The organism is Bacillus sp. UNC41MFS5 (assembly GCF_000686805.1).
Window position 1 is genome coordinate 276,567 of record NZ_KK366019.1, and the last position, 22,319, is coordinate 298,885.

The 22,319-nt window shown below is 39.4% G+C and carries 26 protein-coding genes; 19 read left to right on the forward strand and 7 right to left on the reverse strand.

The window, feature by feature from the left end:
• Positions 1-150: 150 nt before the first annotated feature.
• Positions 151-774: a 3'-5' exonuclease KapD gene (kapD, locus tag BR30_RS0127980; protein WP_026567919.1), complete on the forward strand. Its 624-nt coding sequence runs from the start codon at positions 151-153 to the stop codon at positions 772-774.
• A gap of 45 nt (positions 775-819) precedes the next feature.
• Here kapD and BR30_RS0127985 read toward each other — a convergent pair whose 3' ends face one another.
• Positions 820-1,194: a kinase-associated lipoprotein KapB gene (locus BR30_RS0127985; RefSeq protein WP_026567920.1), complete on the reverse strand. Its 375-nt coding sequence runs from the start codon at positions 1,192-1,194 to the stop codon at positions 820-822.
• Positions 1,195-1,309: 115 nt separating this feature from the next.
• On the opposite strand from BR30_RS0127985, the gene BR30_RS0127990 reads away from it, so the two are divergent.
• The 6 genes from BR30_RS0127990 (at position 1,310) to BR30_RS0128015 (ending at position 5,319) form a co-directional block, all read left to right on the forward strand.
• The gene (locus tag BR30_RS0127990) at positions 1,310-2,053 is read left to right on the forward strand and encodes a peptidylprolyl isomerase (RefSeq protein ID WP_026567921.1); all 744 of its coding nucleotides are present in this window, start codon (positions 1,310-1,312) and stop codon (positions 2,051-2,053) included.
• A gap of 93 nt (positions 2,054-2,146) precedes the next feature.
• A complete protein-coding gene (locus BR30_RS0127995) occupies positions 2,147-2,356 on the forward strand; it encodes a hypothetical protein (RefSeq protein ID WP_026567922.1) in 210 nt (69 codons plus the stop codon).
• 84 nt (positions 2,357-2,440) lie between these two features.
• Positions 2,441-2,968 carry a superoxide dismutase family protein gene (locus BR30_RS0128000; protein ID WP_026567923.1) on the forward strand — a complete coding sequence of 176 codons (528 nt, stop codon included), beginning with the start codon at positions 2,441-2,443 and terminating at the stop codon, positions 2,966-2,968.
• Between the two features lie 154 nt (positions 2,969-3,122).
• Entirely contained in the window at positions 3,123-3,611 is a 489-nt protein-coding gene (locus BR30_RS0128005; RefSeq protein ID WP_026567924.1) for a hypothetical protein, read from the forward strand.
• A 126-nt stretch (positions 3,612-3,737) separates the two neighbouring features.
• Positions 3,738-4,934 carry a serine-tRNA(Ala) deacylase AlaX gene (locus tag BR30_RS0128010; protein WP_026567925.1) on the forward strand — a complete coding sequence of 399 codons (1,197 nt, stop codon included), beginning with the start codon at positions 3,738-3,740 and terminating at the stop codon, positions 4,932-4,934.
• Between the two features lie 121 nt (positions 4,935-5,055).
• Positions 5,056-5,319, forward strand: coding sequence for a DUF1871 family protein (locus tag BR30_RS0128015; protein WP_026567926.1), 264 nt, complete (start codon positions 5,056-5,058; stop codon positions 5,317-5,319).
• Between the two features lie 144 nt (positions 5,320-5,463).
• On the opposite strand, the gene BR30_RS0128020 is transcribed toward BR30_RS0128015, so the two are convergent.
• Entirely contained in the window at positions 5,464-5,661 is a 198-nt protein-coding gene (locus BR30_RS0128020) for a helix-turn-helix domain-containing protein (RefSeq protein WP_026567927.1), read from the reverse strand.
• 233 nt (positions 5,662-5,894) lie between these two features.
• On the opposite strand from BR30_RS0128020, the gene yugI reads away from it, so the two are divergent.
• The 7 genes from yugI to BR30_RS0128050 all read left to right on the forward strand — a co-directional run bounded on the left by yugI (position 5,895) and on the right by BR30_RS0128050 (position 12,405).
• A complete protein-coding gene (gene yugI, locus BR30_RS0128025; protein WP_026567928.1) occupies positions 5,895-6,299 on the forward strand; it encodes a S1 domain-containing post-transcriptional regulator GSP13 in 405 nt (134 codons plus the stop codon).
• A gap of 169 nt (positions 6,300-6,468) precedes the next feature.
• Complete coding sequence (locus tag BR30_RS0128030) at positions 6,469-7,668, forward strand: ornithine--oxo-acid transaminase (protein ID WP_026567929.1); 1,200 nt, start codon at positions 6,469-6,471, stop codon at positions 7,666-7,668.
• 27 nt (positions 7,669-7,695) lie between these two features.
• Entirely contained in the window at positions 7,696-8,979 is a 1,284-nt protein-coding gene (locus BR30_RS0128035) for a Glu/Leu/Phe/Val family dehydrogenase (protein WP_051633817.1), read from the forward strand.
• Between the two features lie 96 nt (positions 8,980-9,075).
• Complete coding sequence (locus BR30_RS0128040) at positions 9,076-10,239, forward strand: iron-containing alcohol dehydrogenase (RefSeq protein ID WP_026567931.1); 1,164 nt, start codon at positions 9,076-9,078, stop codon at positions 10,237-10,239.
• Positions 10,240-10,358: 119 nt separating this feature from the next.
• Entirely contained in the window at positions 10,359-11,705 is a 1,347-nt protein-coding gene (locus tag BR30_RS0128045) for a glucose-6-phosphate isomerase (RefSeq protein WP_026567932.1), read from the forward strand.
• 83 nt (positions 11,706-11,788) lie between these two features.
• A complete protein-coding gene (locus BR30_RS38235) occupies positions 11,789-11,944 on the forward strand; it encodes a hypothetical protein (RefSeq protein ID WP_231507849.1) in 156 nt (51 codons plus the stop codon).
• Between the two features lie 53 nt (positions 11,945-11,997).
• Positions 11,998-12,405, forward strand: a complete 408-nt coding sequence (locus tag BR30_RS0128050; protein WP_026567933.1) for a YugN-like family protein — start codon at positions 11,998-12,000, stop codon at positions 12,403-12,405.
• 1 nt (position 12,406) lies between these two features.
• On the opposite strand, the gene BR30_RS0128055 is transcribed toward BR30_RS0128050, so the two are convergent.
• The 3 genes from BR30_RS0128055 to BR30_RS0128065 form a co-directional block, all read right to left on the reverse strand.
• Complete coding sequence (locus tag BR30_RS0128055; RefSeq protein WP_026567934.1) at positions 12,407-13,393, reverse strand: potassium channel family protein; 987 nt, start codon at positions 13,391-13,393, stop codon at positions 12,407-12,409.
• 154 nt (positions 13,394-13,547) lie between these two features.
• Positions 13,548-14,135, reverse strand: a complete 588-nt coding sequence (locus tag BR30_RS35490) for a winged helix-turn-helix domain-containing protein (protein WP_051633818.1) — start codon at positions 14,133-14,135, stop codon at positions 13,548-13,550.
• 17 nt (positions 14,136-14,152) lie between these two features.
• Positions 14,153-15,421: an MFS transporter gene (locus BR30_RS0128065; RefSeq protein WP_035446278.1), complete on the reverse strand. Its 1,269-nt coding sequence runs from the start codon at positions 15,419-15,421 to the stop codon at positions 14,153-14,155.
• 265 nt (positions 15,422-15,686) lie between these two features.
• On the opposite strand from BR30_RS0128065, the gene BR30_RS0128070 reads away from it, so the two are divergent.
• The 4 genes from BR30_RS0128070 (at position 15,687) to BR30_RS0128080 (ending at position 19,676) form a co-directional block, all read left to right on the forward strand.
• On the forward strand, positions 15,687-17,363 hold the full coding sequence (locus BR30_RS0128070) for a DUF6044 family protein (protein WP_026567937.1): 1,677 nt from the start codon (positions 15,687-15,689) through the stop codon (positions 17,361-17,363).
• A 20-nt stretch (positions 17,364-17,383) separates the two neighbouring features.
• A complete protein-coding gene (locus tag BR30_RS0128075) occupies positions 17,384-18,424 on the forward strand; it encodes a glycosyltransferase family 2 protein (RefSeq protein WP_026567938.1) in 1,041 nt (346 codons plus the stop codon).
• A complete protein-coding gene (locus BR30_RS36285; RefSeq protein WP_081825606.1) occupies positions 18,375-18,833 on the forward strand; it encodes a GtrA family protein in 459 nt (152 codons plus the stop codon). The genes BR30_RS0128075 and BR30_RS36285 overlap by 50 nt, the downstream gene beginning before the upstream one ends.
• A 216-nt stretch (positions 18,834-19,049) precedes the next feature.
• A complete protein-coding gene (locus BR30_RS0128080) occupies positions 19,050-19,676 on the forward strand; it encodes a LysE family transporter (protein WP_026567939.1) in 627 nt (208 codons plus the stop codon).
• A 31-nt stretch (positions 19,677-19,707) separates the two neighbouring features.
• Here the strand turns inward: BR30_RS0128080 and BR30_RS0128085 are convergent, their stop codons facing one another.
• Both BR30_RS0128085 and BR30_RS37030 read right to left on the reverse strand, forming a co-directional pair.
• The gene (locus BR30_RS0128085; protein WP_026567940.1) at positions 19,708-21,063 is read right to left on the reverse strand and encodes an amino acid permease; all 1,356 of its coding nucleotides are present in this window, start codon (positions 21,061-21,063) and stop codon (positions 19,708-19,710) included.
• An 18-nt stretch (positions 21,064-21,081) separates the two neighbouring features.
• Complete coding sequence (locus tag BR30_RS37030; protein WP_155928898.1) at positions 21,082-21,243, reverse strand: hypothetical protein; 162 nt, start codon at positions 21,241-21,243, stop codon at positions 21,082-21,084.
• A 231-nt stretch (positions 21,244-21,474) separates the two neighbouring features.
• On the opposite strand from BR30_RS37030, the gene BR30_RS0128095 reads away from it, so the two are divergent.
• Positions 21,475-22,230 carry a yteA family sporulation protein gene (locus BR30_RS0128095; protein WP_026567942.1) on the forward strand — a complete coding sequence of 252 codons (756 nt, stop codon included), beginning with the start codon at positions 21,475-21,477 and terminating at the stop codon, positions 22,228-22,230.
• Positions 22,231-22,319 lie beyond the last annotated feature (89 nt).

The window sequence follows — 22,319 nt, forward strand, 5'->3', positions numbered from 1 at the left end:
ATTCTTTTTAACAGTATTATTGATTAAAAATTTAAAAAATTAACTTTAGTTTCGTGTTATAATAAATTAAAAAATAGAAAAAAAGCACAATTTTTTGTACATGTTTCTTTATATAATGTAGTAAGAGTAAACGTAAAGGTGGTGAAATTGATGCGGGCAAGGCGGCAACATTTATTTATCGATTTTGAGTTTACAATGCCTGAACGGAATGTTCGCATGAAGGATTTTTATGCGGAAATTATCGAAGTTGGAATTGTTGCAGTCGTTGATGAACAAGTAACAGAACAGTTTTCATCCTTTGTTACTCCACTTAAATTCCCAAAACTAACTGAACGCTGTAAATCCTTTTTACATATTTCTCAGCAGCAGGTAGACAAGGGTTTATCTATTTTTGAACTTGTTAAAAAATTGGAGGAGTTCAATAAGCATAATTATGAAACAACCATTGTTACTTGGGGAAATATGGATATGAAGGTACTTCGTCATAATTGTTTAAAGGCAGGGGTTGCTTTTCCACTAAAAGCTGCGGAACTGGATCTTTCCATGGAATATAAACGATTCTTTGGTGATCAAAATCAAACGGGACTTTGGAAGGCGGTTCAGGAATACGGGAAAGAAGGGACAGGCAAACATCATCGTGCACTCGATGATGCGATGACTACCTTTAATATATTCAAACTCGTTGAAAAGGATAAACGATATCTAGAAAAACCAGAACCAACGACAATTGGGGATCGGATTGATTTCTCAAAGTTATTAAATGAATTCGCATAAAAGGCCAAATCATTCAAACTGATTTGGCCTTTAGCATTTTTATATTTAATAATCCTTTTCGAGAGATTCCAATGCTCTAAGACTCATTTCAGCCCATTCTGATGGTTTTTCTGCTAATTCCTGTTTCATTTTGGCTAACGCCTCTTTTAACGACTCCTTATAATCTGGAACCTCATTCTCAAAGGGCTTAACCATTTTGAGGGGAATATTCGCTTGCTCTCGATAGCTGAGTGCTTTTCTCTCATGAAAAAAAAGTACATCTGCGTCTTTAGGGCTATGTAAATCTCCTTGCATAGGATGTTTAAGCACAGCAAGAACTCGTACTAAATAATGCTGCGGGCGTACCTCTGTTATTTCTCCGATATATTTCCCTGTTTTATAAATGGCTGTTACAATCTTACCAATTTGTAATTCCGACACAAAAAACACCCCCTTCACTTTTCCTCTTTTATTTTAATATGAAACATAGTAAATTAAAAACAATGTGTAGAATAATTTTATTTCGGTTAAAGTGAAAAAATTGGAGGAATGATATATGAGGAAGAATCTGCATTTCTTACTAACATTATTTACAATTGTTCTAGTTTTGGCAGCATGTGGGACAAGCACAAAGAAAGAAGAGGCAACAACCCAAAAGACCACGCCAACAACGGAACAGAAGGAAGGGGACAAAACTGTGTCAAATGCCGTCTATCCTCAGCTTTCAACAGAGGTGCTCGATAATGAACAACTCATTGAAATGGAGACGTCCATGGGAAACATAAAAATTAAATTGTTTCCTAAGTATGCTCCGAAAGCAGTTGAAAACTTTGTAAAACATGGTAAAGAAGGTTACTATGATGGACTAATTTTTCATAGGGTTATTAAAGATTTCATGATCCAGGGCGGTGACCCGAATGGTAACGGTACAGGTGGGGAGAGCATTTACGGACAGCCTTTTGAAGATGAATTCTCAAAAAACCTTTATAATCTCCGCGGTGCTTTATCAATGGCTAATTCAGGCAGCAACACAAACGGAAGTCAGTTTTTTATTGTGCAAAGCTCGTCATTGGATCCAGCCATGAAAGAACAAATGGAAAAAGCAGGCTATCCGAAAGAAATTATTGAAGCATATGATAAAAACGGTGGTACACCATGGCTTGATCATCGTCATACGGTTTTTGGCCAAGTGGTTGAGGGAATGGATATCGTGGATAAAATTGCTAACACGCCTGTTGGTGCTCAGGATAAACCTGAAAAAGATGTGATCATTAAGAAAATCCAGGTGTTAGAAGAGTAGCGATTAATCGTAGATTGAGAAAGTGGTATGAAATGTTTTTTGTTGCTATAATAAATTATTAGAGCAGTTCCTTTAGAGAAAGGGAGAAGAAAAATGTTTCATCCATCGGTACTTTCATTGTTTTTATACTTTCCGGAAGATAAATCGGAATATATACCTGCTGCGATCACCTTAGTGATTTTCATAATTGGAGCCTTTCTAACGATGCGCGTCATCATTTTGGTCTCCAAACGCGAGGCTAAAAAGGCAAAAGAATTAGAAGAACAATTGAAAAATCAAGAGCACTCTCCAAGGAACAGTTAACCCAATACTGTTCCTTTTTGATTGGATAAAGGAACGGGGGATTGTTCATACTAAAGGCAAATTGTCTAGTGTGGGGGTATACATATGAAGAAAAGCTGGATGATCATTCCACTGCTCATTCTAACAGGATGTACGGAAAAGAATATCAGAAAGATTGATGTGGAGATGTATAATGCAGTCGGGGATTCCCTTGGCAAAGTAAAGGTAGCCGAGCAAGCTAGCGGCGTAAAATTATCAGTAGATTTAAAAGGCCTGCCAGCAGGGGAGCATGCGATTCATATCCATGACAAGGGAAAGTGCAAAGCTCCAGATTTTAAATCAGCAGGAAACCATTTTAATCCCGATAAAAAGGAACATGGACTTCTTCATCCAAAAGGTGCACATGCAGGCGATCTGCCTAATTTAATCGTTGGAGATGATGGGTCTGTAAAAGTAGATTTAAATGCACCCAATGTCACCTTAAAAGATGGAAAGAAATCGTTGTTTACAAAAGATGGTACTACAATCGTCATTGATGAAGGAAAAGATGATGGTATGACACAACCTTCAGGAGATTCTGGAAAACGGATTGCCTGTGGTGAAATTACAAAAGATAAAAAAGCGGGTCAATAGAAGGACAGAATGAGAAATAATATTATTTGGAGGGCTATCAGTTAAGTGTGATAGCCTTTAACATTGAATTTTTTCTTGTAAATAGGTAGAAATCTAAAGCTTTTCCTAAAAGTGGACATACACTAGCATGGAGACTGTTTAGGAGGCGATTATATTGGAAAAAAGACAATTCTTTGGCGGATTTCCGGGACAACCTGGATCCCAACAAATGGGTTACCCGCAAATGGGGGGCTATCCGCAAATGGGAGGCTATCCGCAAATGGGAGGCTATCCGCAAATGGGAGGCTATCCGCAAATGGGAGGTTACCCGCAAATGGGAGGCTATCCGCAAATGGGAGGTCACCCGCAAATGGGAGGCTACCCGCAAATGGGAGGTCACCCGCAAATGGGAGGTCACCCACAAATGGGCGGCCAGCAAACAGGAATTCCTCAAGGCATGGGAGGTTTTCCGCAAATGATGGGCGGCCAGCAAACAGGATTTCCTCAAGGCATGGGAGGTTTTCCACAAATGATGGGCGGCCAGCAAACAGGATTTCCTCAAGGCATGAGTGGATTCCCGCAAATGATGGGTGGACAACAGCAAACTGGACAAAAACCGCCAACTAAACCTACTTCTTTTGGACAGCGTAAAGAAAAGAAGTAATTAATTACCCTAAAGTTAGAAATAAACTGTTCCTCAATTAAGGAGGAGCAGTTTTCTGTTTTCTTGCTTTATTTTCCTTTTTTTCAGACAATGAGTTTATCAATATATATTGGAGTGACCACAAACATGGAGAACAAACTGTATTATCAAGATTCATACATACGAACTTTCAAAGCAAAAGTGGTAAAACAAGAACAAGACCCAACAGGCAGCTGGTATCTTGTATTAAATCAAACGGCCTTTTATCCAACCGGCGGTGGGCAGCCGCACGACCTTGGAACACTTGCTGATAAAAAGATATTAAACGTGGAAGAAATCGATGGAGAAATTCGTCATTACATGGATGGGCCATTAGATGAGATAGGAAAGGAAGTCAAGGGGAATATCGATTGGGAAAGACGCTTGGATTATATGCAGCAACATGCCGGGCAGCATCTATTATCTGCGGCATTTGATCACTTATTTGGATACAAAACAATCGGGTTTCATTTAGGTGCAGAAATACTCACCATCGATTTAGAGACGGAGCATCTTAGCCAGCACCAAGTACAGGAAGCTGAGGCGCTTGCAAATCAGGTCATACTAGAAAACAGACCGATTGAGACGAAATGGGTTACAGAAGAAGAATTGTCTCAATATAATCTGCGAAAAGAGACCAAAGTGAAAGAGGATATCCGCCTGGTTATTATTCCTGATTTTGATGATAACGGGTGCGGTGGGACACATCCAAGAGCGACTGGTGAGGTTCGAGCGGTAAAAGTATTGGATTGGGAACGACAAAAGAAGAAGGTGCGGGTCCAATTTGTTTGTGGGAACCGATTAGTTACCCAGCTTGGACAAAAACAAAGGGTGCTCCTAGAATTAACTAAAATCCTCAATGCCCCTGAAAAGGAGATGGAACAGGCAGTTCTTCGTCTCCTTGAAACGAACAAAACATTAGAAAAAGAGCTTGAACAAACTCAGGGAAGTCTCCTCCATTTTGAGGCGAAGGACTTACTTGGAAAAAGAAGTCATAGTGAGAAGCTCTTCGTCAGTGAAGTATTTCAAAATCGCTCCATTCAAGAATTGCAGAATTTAGCACGAATCATAACTACTGAAGAAGAAACAGCTATTGTTTACTTTGTATCGGAAAATGATAAGCGATTGCAGGTAGTTTGTGCACGTGGACAAGCTAGAACGGAAAGTATGAAAAAAGTAATCGCTAATGCCCTCCCGCTAATTGACGGAAAGGGTGGAGGGAATGATTCGTTTGCTCAGGGTGGTGGCGAGGCGAAAATCTCGGGAGAGCAAATGCTTCAGTATATTTTGGAAATAAAAGGATAGTTGGTTGGTTAAATGGTCGGCTTCAATATTTTTACACCGCACTCTTTAAGAAGTATACTGGAGTCACACTAGGGCAAAATACAAGTGCTCAAGTTAAGCTAAAATTTGGGAGTTAAAAACAATGAGAAAAGAACTGCAAACAAATTTACAATATGTGGATCTATTAAATGAGTGGAATCCCTTCAACTTAAATAATGGAGGATATGACACAGAAATCGCTGATACCATCCAGGCCATCCATGAACTAGATGATTGTATTGAGTTGGCCAAAAGAATACAAAGCATTTATGATTTTTCCTTTGAAAAAATGATTCCGTTGGAAGAGTGCTTGAAAATATCCAAAGAATTATTAGTCATTAAAGCAAAGGATGCTTGTTCCATTTAAGGCTTCAAGGCAAAAAAAAAGGACATACCATGATGGATGTCCACTTCAAAAAGGGGGGAATACTAGAAAGCCTTATGATATAAGGTTATCCAGTATTCCCTTTTTTATACATTTGCGAAAGAAAAAACTTTGCTGTTATTCATATTATTGTTTTATTAATTCTGTAGCAGGAAGATCTAAAACAGTTGATAACTTTAATAAGGTTTGTGTGCTTGGAATTTGTTCCCCAGATTCGTATTTCTCAATTGTGTGAATTCCAACTCTTACTTTTTGTGCCAGCTCTTCCTGAGACATATGGAGCATTTCGCGGGCATTTTTAATGGTTTGACCGATGGTATTCAAACTGGTTCACCTTCCCTTTAATAATAGATTTCCTCACTATTAGTTTATCACGTTTGGTAAATATTTCTTTCCGCATCCTTGAACATTATGTTAAGAATTTTCGACAATCCCAATAAGGTAAGCTTTAATTGCAGTTTATTTTTCAATCTTTTTTGATTTAAGGCGTTCTTTGTGGTATAATATTATAATGCGTATATATAGGATAAAATAATTAATTACTTAGGAGTGTTTTCATGTCAGAAAAGATCGAAACTGGAAGTATTTTAACAGGTAAAGTAACAGGAATTCAACCATATGGAGCGTTTGTTGCGCTTGACGATAATACTCAAGGCCTTGTCCATATTTCTGAAATTACACATGGTTACGTGAAAGATATTAATGACCACCTTAAAGTAGGGGACGAAATTAAGGTGAAAGTATTATCAGTGGATGAAGGCGCAGGCAAAATTGGTCTTTCTATCCGTGCTACGGAAGAAGCTCCTGTTGAACAGGCTGCTCCAAAAGCAAAGAAACCTCGTAAACGTCCAGTTGCTGCGATTATTCCAGAAGTGGAAGGCCAGCAAGGATTTAACACATTAAAAGATAAACTGCAAGATTGGATTGACCAGTCACAACGTGAAGATTTAATAAAAAAATAAATTCAAGAAAAGCCTAGACCCAATGCTATGATTAGCATGGTGCTAGGCTTTTTTTACATAAAAAGAGCTTTTTCATTGATAAAGTTTTAATGGGGTGTTCATTCTTTTTTCATGCTCGGCTACAATAGTACTATATGTACATAATATTACAATGAAACGGGGGTTTATTATGACAGCAAATGTAAATACGAATGAATTAATTGCTAAAACAGTGAAATATGGAGCTAATAACTATCATCCGCTCCCAATTGTCATTACAAAGGCAGAAGGTGTTTGGGTAGAGGACCCAGAAGGCAATAAATATATGGATATGCTTAGTGCCTATTCAGCTGTGAACCAAGGGCATCGTCACCCAAAAATTATTCAAGCGTTAAAGGATCAGGCCGATAAGGTTACATTAACTTCCCGTGCATTTCACAATGACCAACTTGGTCCTTGGTATGAAAAAGTATGTCAATTAACCAAAAAAGAGATGGTGCTGCCCATGAATACCGGGGCGGAAGCAGTGGAGACAGCTGTAAAAACGGCACGACGCTGGAGCTATGATGTAAAAGGTGTGGCTGAGAACCAAGCGGAAATTATTGCTTGTATAGGGAATTTTCACGGCAGAACCATGACGGCTGTTTCCCTCTCATCCGATGACGAGTATAAACGCGGGTTTGGACCCATGCTCCCAGGGATCAAGCTAATCCCTTATGGTGACTTAGAGGCATTAAAAGCTGCGATTACGCCTAATACAGCGGCATTCTTAATTGAACCGATTCAGGGAGAGGCTGGGATTGTCATTCCGCCTGAAGGCTTTATGAAGGCTGCCTATGATTTATGTAACGAAAACAATATTTTGTTTATTGCTGATGAAATTCAAGCTGGTTTGGCCCGGACAGGTAAAATGTTTGCCTGTGAGTGGGAAGGGATCGAACCTGATATGTATATTCTTGGTAAAGCACTGGGCGGCGGTGTGTTCCCAATTTCATGTGTTGTCGCTGACAAAGATATTTTAGGGGTATTTAACCCGGGATCACACGGCTCTACCTTCGGGGGAAATCCCATGGCATGTGCGGTATCAATTGCGGCTCTGGATGTGCTTGTGGATGAAAAACTTGCTGAAAAATCGTTAGAACTTGGCGAGTATTTTCTTAACAAATTAAAAGAAATAAAAAATCCAATCATAAAAGATATTCGCGGCCGTGGCTTATTTATCGGTGTAGAACTATCTCAGCCGGCACGCAAATATTGTGAGCAATTAAAAGAGCAAGGACTATTGTGTAAGGAAACCCATGACACGGTGATTCGCTTTGCACCGCCGCTGATCATTAGTAAAGATGAATTGAATTGGGCTTTGGAGAGGATTAACAACGTACTTGGATAAAAGGTAAAAAATACTAGGGGTGCAAAAATGGGGATATATGATGTAACAAATAGTGGCGGTGATAAGGATATAGAGACATTAGACCTGCTCACATCAACACAGATTGTTATTCATGATGCATTAAAAAAGATGGGCTACAACGAGGAAATGTTCGAATTATTGAAAGAACCATTAAGAATGTCAGATGTTAGAATTCCCGTTCGGATGGACGATGGTTCTACCAAAATATTTAACGGGTTTAGGGCCCAGCATAATGATGCAATTGGACCGACCATGGGTGGGATTCGCTTTCACCCTAAGGTCACAGCAAATGAAGTGAAGGCATTATCAATGTGGATGAGTTTGAAGTGTGGAATCGCTGACTTACCATTTGGCGGGGGAAAAGGAGCGATTCTTTGTAACCCGCGGACGATGTCCTTCGGTGAACTTGAACGATTAAGCCGTGGATACGTTCGTGCAATCAGCCAAATTGTTGGTCCAACGAAGGATATCCCCGCACCCGATATGTACACTAATTCTCAGATTATGGCATGGATGATGGATGAATACAGTCGTCTTCGCCAATTTGATTCTTCTGGTTTTATTACCGGCAAACCCCTTGTACTTGGAGGCTCTGAGGGCCGGGAAAAGGCAGGAGCAAAGGGCGTAACCATTTGTATTGAGGAGGCAGCCAAGAAACGCGGTATTCGCATTAAGGGATCCCGTGTCATTGTTCAAGGGTTTGGGAATGCAGGCAGTTATGTGGCAAAGTTTATGCATGAAGCAGGAGCGATTGTAGTTGGGATTTCTGATGTTTATGGAGCACTTTATAATCCTGATGGATTGAATATTAATTACTTGTTGGATCGTCGGGACAGCTTTGGTACAATTAGTACTCTTTTCGAATGGACCATCACCAATAAAGAACTGCTAGAGAAGGAATGTGATGTATTAGTACCAGCAGCAATATCTAATCAGATTACCGCTGAAAATGCATACAACATCAAGGCTAAAATTGTCGTAGAAGCTGCAAACGGGCCGACCTCGCTTGAAGCAACCAATATTCTTACTGAACGTGGAATATTGCTTGTACCAGATGTTTTGGCTGGAGCAGGTGGTGTTACCGTCTCCTATTTTGAATGGGTTCAAAATAAGCAAGGTTTTTATTGGAGTGAAGAGGAAGTAGAAGAGAAATTACGCCATAAACTGGTCAAATCGTTCGAGGATATTTATCAACTTGCCCAAACAAGCAATGTGGATATGCGCTTGGCGGCGTATATGATCGGCGTAAGAAAAATGGCAGATGCCTCCTTGTATAGGGGATGGGTATAAAAAACTTCCTTGCATCATGGATGGTGCGAGGAAGTTTTTTTTGCAAAAAGAATCATAATAACTAATAATGAAAAAGGAAAAGGAAGGTGTATGATGATGGAAAATTTTACTTTTTTAAATCCAACGAAATTGATTTTTGGAAAAGGTGAATTGGAGCAATTAAGAACAGAAGTACCTCGTTACGGTAAAAAGGTTTTGCTCGTCTATGGTGGGGGCAGTATTAAACAGAGCGGCTTGTATGAAAATGTGATAAATTTATTAACAGAAATCGGAGTGGAGGTTTTTGAACTCCCTGGAGTGGAACCAAACCCACGGATTACCACCGCTCGAAAAGGGGTAGAAATTTGTAAACAAGAGGGAATTGAATTCTTGCTGGCGGTCGGGGGCGGAAGTGTCATTGATTGTTCCAAACTTATTGCTGCCGGTGCGAAATATGAGGGGGATGCTTGGGATCTTGTCATTAAAAAGGCAATTGCACAAGATGCACTTCCATTTGGGACGGTGTTAACGCTCGCAGCAACGGGCTCAGAAATGAATTCAGGTTCGGTCATTACAAATTGGGAAACAAATGAAAAGTATGGCTGGGGAAGTGCAGTTACCTATCCAAAATTCTCGATCTTAGACCCCGTTAACACGTTTACGGTGCCAAGGAATCAAACCATTTATGGCATAGTTGATATGATGTCACATGTGCTTGAACATTATTTTCATTTAGAAGAAAATACAGATTTTCAAGACCGCATGTGTGAATCTTTATTGATTACTGTGATGGAAACGGCGCCTAAGTTGCTTGCGGACCTAGAAAATTACCAGCACAGGGCAACCATTCTTTACAGTGGCACGATGGCTCTCAATGGAATTTTAAATATGGGCTATCGCGGTGATTGGGCTACACATAATCTAGAGCACGCTGTATCGGCCGTATATGACATTCCGCATGGCGGCGGTCTGGCGATCCTGTTCCCACATTGGATGAGGCATAATCTAGCGGTGAAGCCTGAACGCTTTAAGCAACTTGCCGTTCGGGTGTTTGGGGTAAATGAAGCAGACAAGAGTGCAGAACAAATAGGACTCGAAGGAATTCAAAAATTACGTGAGTTCTGGAATAGTATTGAAGCACCATCAAGGTTAGTTGATTATGATATTGATGATTCCAAACTAGACTTAATGGCAGACAGAGCAATGGAAAACGGTGAGTTTGGGAATTTTAAAAAGTTAAACCGTGAGGATGTTTTAGCTATTTATCGTGCATCACTATAAAATAACGATTGGTAAGAAATTTGTCGAAATTGGGTGCGCTTTCAAAAAGGGACCTGCCTTGATAATCATCGCATCATTCGTTAAAGTGATTATGTAAATAAAATTATGGAGGATCATGCATGACACACGTTCGTTTTGATTACTCAAAAGCTTTAACCTTTTTTGGAGAACATGAACTTACATATTTACGTGATGCCGTAAAAGTTGCTCATCATTCACTACATGAGCAAACCGGTGCAGGTAATGACTTTCTAGGGTGGATTGACCTCCCGACCAACTATGATAAAGAAGAGTTTTCACGCATTCAAAAATCAGCTGAGAAAATCAAAGCTGATTCTGATGTTCTCCTTGTTATTGGAATTGGAGGATCTTATCTTGGGGCAAGAGCAGCGATTGAAATGCTCCAGCATAGCTTCTATAACGTCCTTCCAAAAGATAAGCGAAAAACACCTCAAGTGATTTTTGTTGGAAATAATATCAGCTCCACTTATATGAGAGATTTGATGGATCTCCTTGACGGAAAAGATTTCTCTATTAATGTCATTTCCAAATCAGGAACTACAACTGAACCAGCGATTGCTTTCCGCATTTTCCGTAAGCTTCTCGAGGAAAAATACGGTCAAGATGAGGCGCGCAAACGGATTTATGCCACAACGGATAAAGCAAGAGGAGCTCTAAAGACCTTAGCAACAGAAGAAGGTTATGAAACGTTCGTAATCGCTGATGACATTGGCGGACGTTATTCTGTTCTAACAGCCGTTGGTTTGCTTCCAATCGCAGTAAGCGGGGCAAACATCGAGAAAATCATGGAAGGTGCTGCAGTGGCACAAACAGACTTCGGTCATTCCGAACTCGAAGATAATGCCGCTTACCAATATGCTGCCGTTAGAAATGTGCTGTACAATAAAGGCAAAACCATTGAAATGCTGATCAATTATGAGCCAGGCTTGCAATATTTTTCAGAGTGGTGGAAACAGTTATTTGGTGAAAGTGAAGGAAAAGATCAAAAAGGGATTTATCCTTCCTCAGCCAATTTTTCAACCGATCTCCACTCACTTGGACAATATGTTCAAGAAGGGCGTCGTGATTTGTTTGAAACAATCATTAAAGTGGAAACACCTCGTCACGAGCTGAAAATTGAAGCGGAAGAAAATGATTTAGATGGCTTGAATTACCTTGCTGGTCAAACAGTAGACTTTGTCAATAATAAGGCATTTCAAGGCACGATGCTTGCCCATACCGATGGCGGCGTGCCGAACTTAATTGTGACAATTCCAGCCATGGATGAGTATACATTAGGGTACCTTGTCTATTTCTTTGAAAAAGCTTGTGCCATGAGCGGCTACTTACTTGGAGTAAATCCTTTCGATCAGCCAGGTGTTGAAGCTTACAAAGTAAATATGTTTGCCCTTTTAGGTAAACCAGGATACGAAGAGAAAAAAGCAGAATTAGAAAAACGTTTATAAATTATAGAAAAGAGAACTGATAAATACATTCAGTTCTCTTTTTTTTAGGCTGTGTTAAAGGTTAATTTGTTTTTGGCACTCTGTTGATTGGAATGGAAGGCACGAAGACTCCTGCGGGAGTACGGGGCAGGGGAGACCCCGCAGGAGCGCAGCGACGAGGAGGCTCGCCGGCACGCCCGCGGAAAGCGAAGTGCCTGGAACGGAAATCAACAGACAAGTTTAACACAGCCATTTATTAAAATGATTTGATTTGGAGAAACTAATTGTATCGAAAATTAGGGGGTAAATGTTGATGATTGAGTTACCATCAAAGGTGGAAGGAAAACAGTTTGACTTATATGAACTAGAACAAAAATTAAAACCAATCGGCTATTCGATTGGCGGAAACTGGGATTATGACCATGGTGCTTTTGACTATAAGCTCGATGATGAGGATGGCTATCAATTCGTGCGACTGCCATTTCAAGCCGTTGATGGGCAACTAGATGATAACAATTGTACAGTTAGGCTTGGAAGACCATTCCTCTTGTCCCATAAATATGAAGCAGGGCTTGATGACGAAGGGAGCACAGGAACCTTCTCAGGTACCTTAAATCAATTTCAAGAACCTGTCGATAAGGATGCGAGCATTCCAGAGAAGTATAGAGATTCTGGAACAGCATTGGTACAGGAATTGGAAATGCTTCTCCTTCAGGATTAACCTATTTGAAAATTAATAATTGGTCATTTTCTTCAATAGGCAAGGAGTGGGATGGATTCAGTAATGTTTCCTCCCCTCTTTGAATGCCAATCAGGAGAAATCCCTTTTTCAATAATAAAAGACATACATCGCTAAAGGGCTTACCAATTTCAGGTTCTTCAACTGGGTATGAAGACAATCTGCTTTCCTGTAACTCATGGACAACGTTTGACAACAGTCCATCCCCATTCGAGTGCAGACTATTTACCATAAAGACGCTTGTCAATTTATTTGATTGAATGACTTCATCAGCACCGGCTCGATAGGCATTAATTACTTGCTCTCTCGTTAAAATTTCAACGATACATTTAACTTGTGCACATATTCCTTTAATAGTAAGCAGGGTAAGAATGCTATTCATATCCGCTTGCAGTTCATCATTTCCTCGATCTGCAGTAATTAACACCTTCTCCGCATTCTTGATATCACTTTTGACGATAGTTTCATCTACATGACCTTTCCCTTGAATAAAGTGCACAAATCTTGATTTTACTGGGTTTGCTTCAAGCGTTTCGTCAATTAATACTATCATTTGTTGATATTTTGCGGTGGTAAGCTTACTAATTAACTCTTTCGATCGTTCATTCCAGCCAATAATGATGATATGTCCCTCACCTTTATAAGGAATTCTCCCTTCAGACAGGGCATCTTGTTTTGTGACGGCAGCTGCGGCCAATGTTCCAAAATAGGAAGAAACAAAGGCAACACCGAATAGGATTAGGATTAATGCGGTTAGTCTGCCTAAGAAGGAGTGTGGGACATAATCGCCATACCCTACCGTTGATGCAGTAATAATGGCCCACCAGATGCCATCAAAAATAGTGGGGAAAGTGGTTGGTTCTAAAAAGTGAATAGATATTCCAAATGAGAGAAACACAAGCAGTGCCATTAATAGAATTCGCACGAGGAGCGGCAAACGTAAGAAACTGATATACACTCTGTTCGGCATGATCGTCACCTCTTTCTTGTGTCTTTAGCTCCCCCACTTTGAGTAGGTGCTGAACCAGTTATTTTTATTATTAACGAAAGGCTACACAAAAAAACCTTCCGATAATCCGGAAGGTTTTTTTGTCCATATTCCTCTAAGATGGGAACTAACACTTTTATTGTGAATCTTCTATGCGATAGCTTAACATGATATAGGCATATTTTGATTTTTTATAGAGTTCTTCTTCCGTAAGATTTGGAAGACTGGAATCCTTGAAACTTTCCTCTTGATCCGTTTCTTCCCGAATTGCCTTCATCATTCGTCCATGAGATGTTTCCCACTCTTTTCCGGTCAACGTCGGTAAACTAATCATTAAATTTACTTGCTTTTCAAAGTCCGGCTTGCCTTTTTTTAGCTCCGATTCAAGCAATTTTAAACCAGGTTGAAGTAGTTTCATGATTTCTTCCATGACGGTCCCGTGATGTTCTTTGAGCAAGGATTCAGCTAACTCAAACCGAAGCCCGGCAGTTTCAGTCCGTTTATAGTATTTTTCGATTAAATTTCCATGCTGGCGCGTTTCCACCAACTCTAAAAGTCCAGCTTCTTCTAGTTTTTTCACATGGTAATACAGACGCGATTGTTTTTCATTCAGTTCTTCTGCCATTTTGCCTACGGTAACAGGTTCTTTGGCAATGTCTAAAATACTACGCTTTCTTACATCGAGCATCATTTTAGCAATTTCAATATCATCAATCTTTTTCACAATACGTTCCTCCAGAGTTAATTAGCTGCTACAGGCTGCTTTGATTCATTTTCAAGTTTCGTGCTGTTGTGGTCTGATAGACTCCGATAACCCTTCAGCAATGGCATTAATAGGGCAACGATGGTAAGTAGAGTTCCAGAAATGGCAGTCCCATATAAAACACCAATTTCTTTTGATAACCAGCCTCCAACTAATATTCCAATCATAGAAGCAGCGCTAGCTGTAATTCCTAATAATGAGGAGCCTCTCCCCCTAAAGGCTGCAGGCGTTACTTTTAAAAATAAACTGTTTAGCGGAACATTTAAGAAGGCGTTTAGGATTCCTACCATTATACTCCAAATATAGACAGGTAGGATGCCATAAAGAATATGAAAACTATACAAAGGGATGATTAGGATCATCCAAAGTCCAATCGCTGCAGTCCCTGTGAGGAATATCGTACTTGGCTTAACCTTCTTCATAGCAAAAGGTGCGGCTAAACTAGCCCCGACAATCATACCAATTGCCGTTGCAGCTTCAATAAAGCCAAAGTGAAAGGCTGAAACTTTAAATTCATTGGTTAAAACGGCGATAAGATTTGTGTTGAGGATCCCGCAAACTAGAGTAATTGGAACCAGGAGAATTAATAAAAATCGTAATGCTGGCATTCCAATGACTTCTTTTACACCTGATTGAATGGAATTGAAATAGGATTCGGTAGAAACATCTTTTGCAACCTTAATTTTACCGAGGTTCCGCAGCGAGAGGATGAAAAATGCAGAGAAGGCAAAGGTCACAGCATCAATGGCAAAAATGACCTTATAATTATTCGCCATCATTAATAAAGCACCGACAGAAGGAGCGATGATATCCATTGCGGCTCTAGTAGATTGCGAGAGGGAAATGGCAGGCTGGATATTGTCTTCACCAACAAGGTCTGGTATCGAGGATGAGCGGGCCGGGTCGAAAAGGGCAGAACCTAGGCCTTGAAAGGTAATTAAAATAATTAAGGCAGTAGCGGAATGATGGAAGGGAATCATCAAGCCGACTATGAACATTCGGTAAAAATCAGCTCCGACCATTAACCATTTTCGATTATATTTATCGGCAAGCGGGCCAAAAAAAATCCCGAAAAAGGCAGTTGGAAGAAGTTGAGCAAATATGACTAAACCAATCGTTAGGGGATCCTTTGTTAAAGTAGCAACCAAGTAAACAATCGCAATACGTGTGAACCCATCACCTAGATGGGAGATGACTTGCCCTAACCAAAAGTGGAAAAAGTCACGGTTACGAAGAATCTTAAACATGGGTATCGACCTCCTAAAAATTAATTTTATCGTTAAAAATAATTTTAATGATTAAATTAATTTTAACAGAGGGTTTCAATAATGTAAATAATGGAAATTGTCTATTTTTGACGATACAAAATCTTTAGATACCAATGGTCAAGAGTGATAATTAGCCATTCTAAAAACCTCTATTAAAAAATAAATGAGAGAATATATTTCCTGTAAATGCAAAATTTATAACGGAATTGCCCATTTTTAAGTCTTGATCTAAGAGGTGAAGAAAGTGCTAATTAAAACTAAAAAAGAGCAAAGATTCATCCTCTTTGCTTTGCTTGTTATAGCGGTCTATCTTTCTCCACTTTTTCTTCTACAGGAAAATGCGCATATAAGAGTCCATGATAATCTGGATTCGAACCTTGCTTGGTATAAGGTTTTAGCGAGAAGTGGAGAAATGTTCGGCACAGTTAATGCGACCATTCCTCAAATAATAAATGGGCGATTATCAAGAAATGCCTTTGGAACCGAATACAGTATCATTGTCTGGCTCTACGCCCTTTTCCCAACGATGATCGCGTATGGATTAAGCCAAGCCCTGACAAGAATAGTAGCTTTTTTTGGAATGTATTGGCTCTTAAAAAAACACTTTTTACCTGGTGAAAAGTGGCTGTTTTTACAAATTACAACCGCGCTCTCCTTTGCTCTTACTCCGTTTTGGCCGTCAGGGATGCTGAGTACAATGGGGATGCCGCTTGCACTTTGGGCATTCCTTAACATTCGCAACGGTGAGGGGGTTTGGAAGGAATATTTGGTGCTCGCCCTATTACCTTTTTATGCAAGTATTGTTTTAGGATTTTTCTTTTTCTTAACGGCTATGGGGATCTTATGGTTAACGGATTGTTTTAGAGGGAAAGGATGGAACCCGCTCTTTTTCATCGCAATAGTTTATATGACAGTGATTTTTATGTTGGTTGAATATCGGCTCATTTTTTCATTTCTAGTAATTGATGAACCGAATAGTCGGGATGAAAATATTTATGCAGACCTGCCTTTTTGGAGATCGTTAAGACTTGTTTTAAAAAATTATCTGCTTGGCCACACCCATGTGATGACGGTTCATACTCTATTTGTTTTACCCCCAACCTTTATTGCGCTTTTTCTTGTCTACTTGAAAAAGCTTTGGAAGCAGGAAAAGCTTTTTGTATTTTTATTCATTTTAAATATTTTGTTATCGATTGGGTATGCCTTTTGGTTTTATGAAGGATGGATGCCTTTGGTGAGGCGGTTCCATTTTCTGGGTACATTTAATTTCGCCCGGTATCACTTTTTACGACCGATGGTGATCTATGCAGGCTTTGCTCTTGCATTAAAAGTCCTTTCGCTTCAAGGAAAGGATTGGGCAAGAACGGCTAAGTGGTATCTCGTCCTGCAGATTCTCTTATTGGGGCTGTTTAATGATGAAGTCATTTATCGAAAAAAGCCCACTGTCAAAGAATTTTTTGCTGTGGAATTGTTTCGGGAAATAGAGGAGTATATCGAACTTCCAAAGGAAGAATATCGTGTGGCCAGTATTGGAATACACCCCGCTATTTCTCAATATAACGGGTTTTACACGTTAGATACCTATAATAATTTTTATCCATTAGCCTATAAACATCAGTTTAGGAAAATAATTGAAAAGGAATTGGCGAAAAATAAAAGGGTCCGCAATTATTTTGATAAATGGGGCGGTCGTTGTTACATTTTTACCGCTCAACTTGGAAAACATTATATGATCAAAAAAGATTCTAAACAGCATTTGAAGAATTTAGAATTGAATACGGGTGTCTTTAAAAAAATGGGCGGCCGCTATATTTTTTCAGCTCTCCCTATCGATAATCCAAAGGAAAATCAATTAGTGTTTGTTAAAGTATTCGAATCGAAAACATCAGCATGGAAAATTTTTTTATATAAGACATTGTAGACAGCGGGGGTTTTAAATTTATGATGGAACCAGTTCTTACAATTGTAATTCCTTGCTATAACGAGGAGGAGGTTTTACCTGTAACCATCTTCCAGATTCAAAATTTGTTGAAGGAACTTATTACCGATGGGTTTGTTTCGAAACAAAGCAAAATCTTGTTCGTCGATGACGGAAGTCAGGACCATACATGGGAATTGATATATAAAGAAGGATTAAGAAATGAATTTGTTCGGGGCTTAAAGTTGTCCAAAAATGTAGGTCACCAAAATGCATTACTTGCAGGTTTATTTACAGCAAAGGATCATTCTGATTGCATTGTTTCCATTGATGCCGATTTACAGGATGACATCAAAGTAATTCGTGAGTTTTTACTGAAGTTTCATGAAGGGTATGAAATTGTTTACGGTGTGCGGAAGAGACGTGATACGGATACTCTCTTCAAACGAACTACTGCCTTGGGATTTTATAAAATCATGGACAAGATGGGGGTTGACCTCGTTTTTAATCATGCTGATTTCCGATTAATGAGTAAAAGAGCAGTACAAGAGTTAGAACGATTTAGCGAAGTCAATTTATTTTTACGCGGAATTGTTCCGCTTCTCGGCTTTCGTTCGGATGTAGTTTATTATGACAGACTTGAGAGGCATGCGGGGGAAACGAAATATCCTTTAACAAAGATGCTTGCCTTCGCTTTTGACGGAATTACCTCCTTTTCTGTTTCACCGATTCGCATTGTATTACTATTGGGATTGGTTTCATTTTTCTTGAGCCTATTCTTTGGAGTCTATTTTTTAACGCTAAAGTTTTTTGGGGATACTGAGACGGGCTGGACGTCTCTGATTACTTCGATTTGGCTTATTGGGGGCTTACAGTTAATTGCGATTGGCTTGATTGGTGAATATATTGGAAAAATTTACAAAGAATCAAAGCGGCGTCCAAAATATATTGTTGATATTGATTCCTTTAGTCTGCCAAAACCTAGGAATCAAGTACTTAATCAAACAGTAGAGGATGAATTTTATCATCTTGACCTTAGACAAATATCTGAAACCAACCACTAGCTCACTTGTTCGTTTTCTCCTTGTGGGCATTGCGAACACATTTATTGGTTTAGGTTGTATGTTCTTTCTTCTTAACATTATGGGATTATCCTACTGGACATCCACGTTAACAGGAAATGCGATAGGGGCATCTGTAAGCTTTTTATTAAATAGGACCTTTACGTTTAAAAGTAATGTTTCCTTTCATAAAGGTGTGCCTAGGTTTTTCGTGCTTATTCTTATTTGTTATTTTTTAGCTTATTTCTGTAGTAAGAAATTAGTCGAATTAACGAGTCAATATTATCTGCTTAGCACCTCTAGTGAGGAAAGTGCTTCCGTTCTATTAGGCAGTACTTTGTATACAATAGCCAATTATCTTGGACAAAAGTATATTGTTTTTAAGAATAGCTCCTTACGTAAACTTTGTTGATTTATATAAAATCAGTGCGAGAGTTTTCCTTGATGTTTAAGGAGGCTCTTTTTATTTTTTGCTCTGTTAAACTGGCCTAGTGATTTCCGTTCCAGTCAACAGGGGGCCAAGATCAACAGTATTTCCTAACCTAGCCTATTTTTTAGTGGTACAAACCTATTTCTCTGAATAAAAATTATAGACAGGCTTCTATTTATTTATTAGGGAGAGATATAGATGAATGTATTTTTGAGCTATATACTTTTAGGATTATCGCTGGCTGCTCCGATTGGTCCGATTAATGCAGCGCAGATTGACAGGGGCATAAGGAACGGATTTATGAATTCGTGGCTTATTGGAGTCGGGGCTGTTATTGCAGATGGCGTATATATGCTTGTTGTTTATATAGGAGTTGTCCAGTTTCTTGAAACCGCATTTATGCAAACGTTTCTTTGGTTTTTTGGCTGTTTTGTCCTTATGTATACAGGTATAGAAACCTTCATGAACGCAGGAAAAATTAATTTAGAGCAATCCAGAGGGAAGGAACCACTGATAAAATCATTCTTCTCCGGATTTCTTATGTCGATCTCTAATCCCTTAACGATTCTATTTTGGTTAGGGATTTATGGGTCCGTCCTTGCGAAAACAGCTGCATCCTCAAATCCGACTCAATTAGTCCTTTACAGCTGTGCAATTTTTATTGGGCTGCTGATTTGGGATATTGCCATGGCGAGTGTATCAAGCAGTTCTCGTAAATTCTTAACACCGCAATTGCTTGTAGCTATTTCATGCATATCTGGTCTTTCCTTAATAGGTTTTGGGATTTATTTTGGAATGCAAGCCTTCAATGTGTTGTTCGCTTAACAAAAAAACCAGCGAAATTCGCTGGTTTTTTCTATGCAGTTGGCCATGGGCTAAGCACTTTTTTCTTCGACTTTTTCCATTTTAGCTGCATGATTAAAGTGATCACGCCAATGATTCCAAGAAAGGCCAAGCTGATAAAAAAGCCAGGTCTGCTCGTTTCATGAAATAGGGTACCGCTGACGGCAATTAAAATAAATAGGGCGCCAATGGAATACATGATTTTTTCCTTCAGCTTTAATTCTAAGATTTTTCGAGAGGACGCCAGAATAAAGAGCCAGTTATAAAGGAGCATTAAGGCGGCACCTGTGGTAACCCACTCGTAGATTTTATTAGGCAGCACCAATGCCGATACAACCGAAGCCGTCATTCCAAGCAAAGTAATCATCAGTGCGGCAAGGGGAACCTTTAATTTCCCTTGCTTTGCAAAGCTGGCTGGTGCATCCCCCTCTTCTCCAAGCGTAACAAGCACGCTTGTTACGCCATAAAGAGAAGCAGTCATTGTTGAAAATCCTGCAATAATTAATGTTGCATTAAAAAAATGAGGAACAAAGGAGAGATTGTATGCATTTAAGGCGACAACAAAAGTACTTTCCTTTGTGTTAAATTGATTCCAGGGAACAATCATGACAGCAAGGCCAATCGAGACAACATAGATGACCATGAGTGTAAACAACATGACTTTTCCTGCTTTTGGAGCTTCCTTCGGATCCTTTAAATTGGTAGCCATTAATCCAAGGATTTCAATGCCACCGAAGGCATAAAAAGCAAAAATGACTGCTGACCATAAGCCTTTCAGGCCATGGGGCATCATTTCTTTTTGGTTATTCGGGTACTGAATAGGACGATCACCATCGATGATCCCAAAGATGGCCAGAAATGCAATCACAATAAACATTAATATTGCTGAGATTTTTAAGACCGCGAGAATATTTTCGAGCTTGTTTAAAACCTTTACTCCAATTAATATCACTACTAGTCCTAAAACTGCGTAAATAGTAGCGAATATCCATAAGGGGATTTTTGGAAGCCAGAATTGGGAAAAAATCGAAAGTGCCGTCATTTGGCTTCCCATGATTAACACTTCTGATGACCAGTAAACCCAACCACTGCTGAATCCGGCCCACCTGCCATAGGCTTTCTTGGCATACGACCGAAATCCGCCTTGTAATGGTTCTTGGGATGTCATTTTTGAAAGGGCATCATACACAAAATACGTCCCAAGGGCCGCAATCATAAACGCAACTAAAATCGATGGACCTGTCATATTAATCGCTAAGCCTGAGCCAAGGAAGAAACCTGTTCCAATCGTACAGCCCACGCCAAATAAAGAAAGCTGCCACCATTTCATGTTATTCTTCTCGTCCCCGCCGGAATTTGATTTACTCATCGAAATTCACCTTTTTCTCTATATATCTCTACCGGTTGCGCCTGGCGATTTATCGGTATTATCTTGATTATTATATTCTGCATCATTTAGCCCGGGTTTTTGATTTCTGTTTCCACCTAAATAGGCTGAACGATGCTCCTTTTGCTCTTGTCTGAATTTGTCAAAGTTTTCATTAACCACATAATCCCCTCTTTTCACCTAGTTTTGATATTTCTTAAGATACACGCCTGTCCATTTCTTATTCAGTTAATAATTATTACTGTCGTTAGGTTTTTGATGGAATTAAATTTTCATTACATAATCAACCACGAAAAAAATGAAAATAGAAGAGAACGATAATAACAAAAAATATAATGGTGAAATAGATGGAGCAATAAATCTTAGCGCTTTTCATTGAAAGGGGTTTATCACATGTTATCAACACAGCAGTTAGCTGAGTTACGGTTACAATTGTTAAAAGAAAAGAGTGAGGTAAAAGAACATATAGAACAAAATGACCATTTTGGTTTAGAAAGAGGCTTCGGTCATGAGTCAATGGGGGAGTTATCCAGCTATGATAACCATCCAGCAGATGATGGAACAGAATTATTTGAGCGGGAGAAAGATATTGCTTTAAATGAACATTATCAATTTGAAATTAGGAATATAGATCACGCATTAGAAGCAATGGAAAATGGCACGTATGGAAATTGTGAGGTGTGCGGAAAAGAAATTCCACTAGAGCGTTTACAGGCATTACCAAATACAACCTATTGTATCGAGCACAGCCCCGATCAGGTTACTTCCCACAAGCGACCTGTAGAAGAAGGGGTGCTAATGCCTCCATTTGGTAAATTCGATATGGATGAAAAAGATGAGAACGTTGCTTTTGATGCAGAAGATTCTTGGCAGACTGTTGCAGCGTGGGGCACATCCGAGACTCCTTCCGATTTAGCCTTCCCACAGGATAGTTATAGTGATATCTATACTGAAGCAGACGAAAACATTAGCTATGTGGAGGACTATGAAAATTTTGTTGGAAATGACATGTATGGAAATAATATCAAAGTTTATCCAAATCCTCAGCATGAAAGTTACGAAGATGCCCTTGATGAGGAAGGAATCATGACCAGTTTTGGCGATTTACCTGCCTTTGAACACGACCCTTACGTTGATGATAATAAATAATGGGGACACAAAAAGAGAAAACAGCTTCCTTAGCGAGAGCTGTTTTCTCTGATTTTCGCCGATAGGAAAGTAAACTCTCCAATCAGGCA

Coding starts and splice junctions, on each gene's coding strand:
- kapD (WP_026567919.1), top strand. CDS start 151: ATGCGGGCAAGGCGGCAACATTTATTTATCGATTTTGAGTTTACAATG.
- BR30_RS0127990 (WP_026567921.1), top strand. CDS start 1,310: ATGAGGAAGAATCTGCATTTCTTACTAACATTATTTACAATTGTTCTA.
- BR30_RS0127995 (WP_026567922.1), top strand. CDS start 2,147: ATGTTTCATCCATCGGTACTTTCATTGTTTTTATACTTTCCGGAAGAT.
- BR30_RS0128000 (WP_026567923.1), top strand. CDS start 2,441: ATGAAGAAAAGCTGGATGATCATTCCACTGCTCATTCTAACAGGATGT.
- BR30_RS0128010 (WP_026567925.1), top strand. CDS start 3,738: ATGGAGAACAAACTGTATTATCAAGATTCATACATACGAACTTTCAAA.
- BR30_RS0128015 (WP_026567926.1), top strand. CDS start 5,056: ATGAGAAAAGAACTGCAAACAAATTTACAATATGTGGATCTATTAAAT.
- yugI (WP_026567928.1), top strand. CDS start 5,895: ATGTCAGAAAAGATCGAAACTGGAAGTATTTTAACAGGTAAAGTAACA.
- BR30_RS0128030 (WP_026567929.1), top strand. CDS start 6,469: ATGACAGCAAATGTAAATACGAATGAATTAATTGCTAAAACAGTGAAA.
- BR30_RS0128035 (WP_051633817.1), top strand. CDS start 7,696: ATGGGGATATATGATGTAACAAATAGTGGCGGTGATAAGGATATAGAG.
- BR30_RS0128040 (WP_026567931.1), top strand. CDS start 9,076: ATGGAAAATTTTACTTTTTTAAATCCAACGAAATTGATTTTTGGAAAA.
- BR30_RS0128045 (WP_026567932.1), top strand. CDS start 10,359: ATGACACACGTTCGTTTTGATTACTCAAAAGCTTTAACCTTTTTTGGA.
- BR30_RS0128050 (WP_026567933.1), top strand. CDS start 11,998: ATGATTGAGTTACCATCAAAGGTGGAAGGAAAACAGTTTGACTTATAT.
- BR30_RS0128055 (WP_026567934.1), bottom strand. CDS start 13,393: ATGCCGAACAGAGTGTATATCAGTTTCTTACGTTTGCCGCTCCTCGTG.
- BR30_RS0128065 (WP_035446278.1), bottom strand. CDS start 15,421: ATGTTTAAGATTCTTCGTAACCGTGACTTTTTCCACTTTTGGTTAGGG.
- BR30_RS0128075 (WP_026567938.1), top strand. CDS start 17,384: ATGATGGAACCAGTTCTTACAATTGTAATTCCTTGCTATAACGAGGAG.
- BR30_RS36285 (WP_081825606.1), top strand. CDS start 18,375: ATGAATTTTATCATCTTGACCTTAGACAAATATCTGAAACCAACCACT.
- BR30_RS0128080 (WP_026567939.1), top strand. CDS start 19,050: ATGAATGTATTTTTGAGCTATATACTTTTAGGATTATCGCTGGCTGCT.
- BR30_RS0128085 (WP_026567940.1), bottom strand. CDS start 21,063: ATGAGTAAATCAAATTCCGGCGGGGACGAGAAGAATAACATGAAATGG.
- BR30_RS0128095 (WP_026567942.1), top strand. CDS start 21,475: ATGTTATCAACACAGCAGTTAGCTGAGTTACGGTTACAATTGTTAAAA.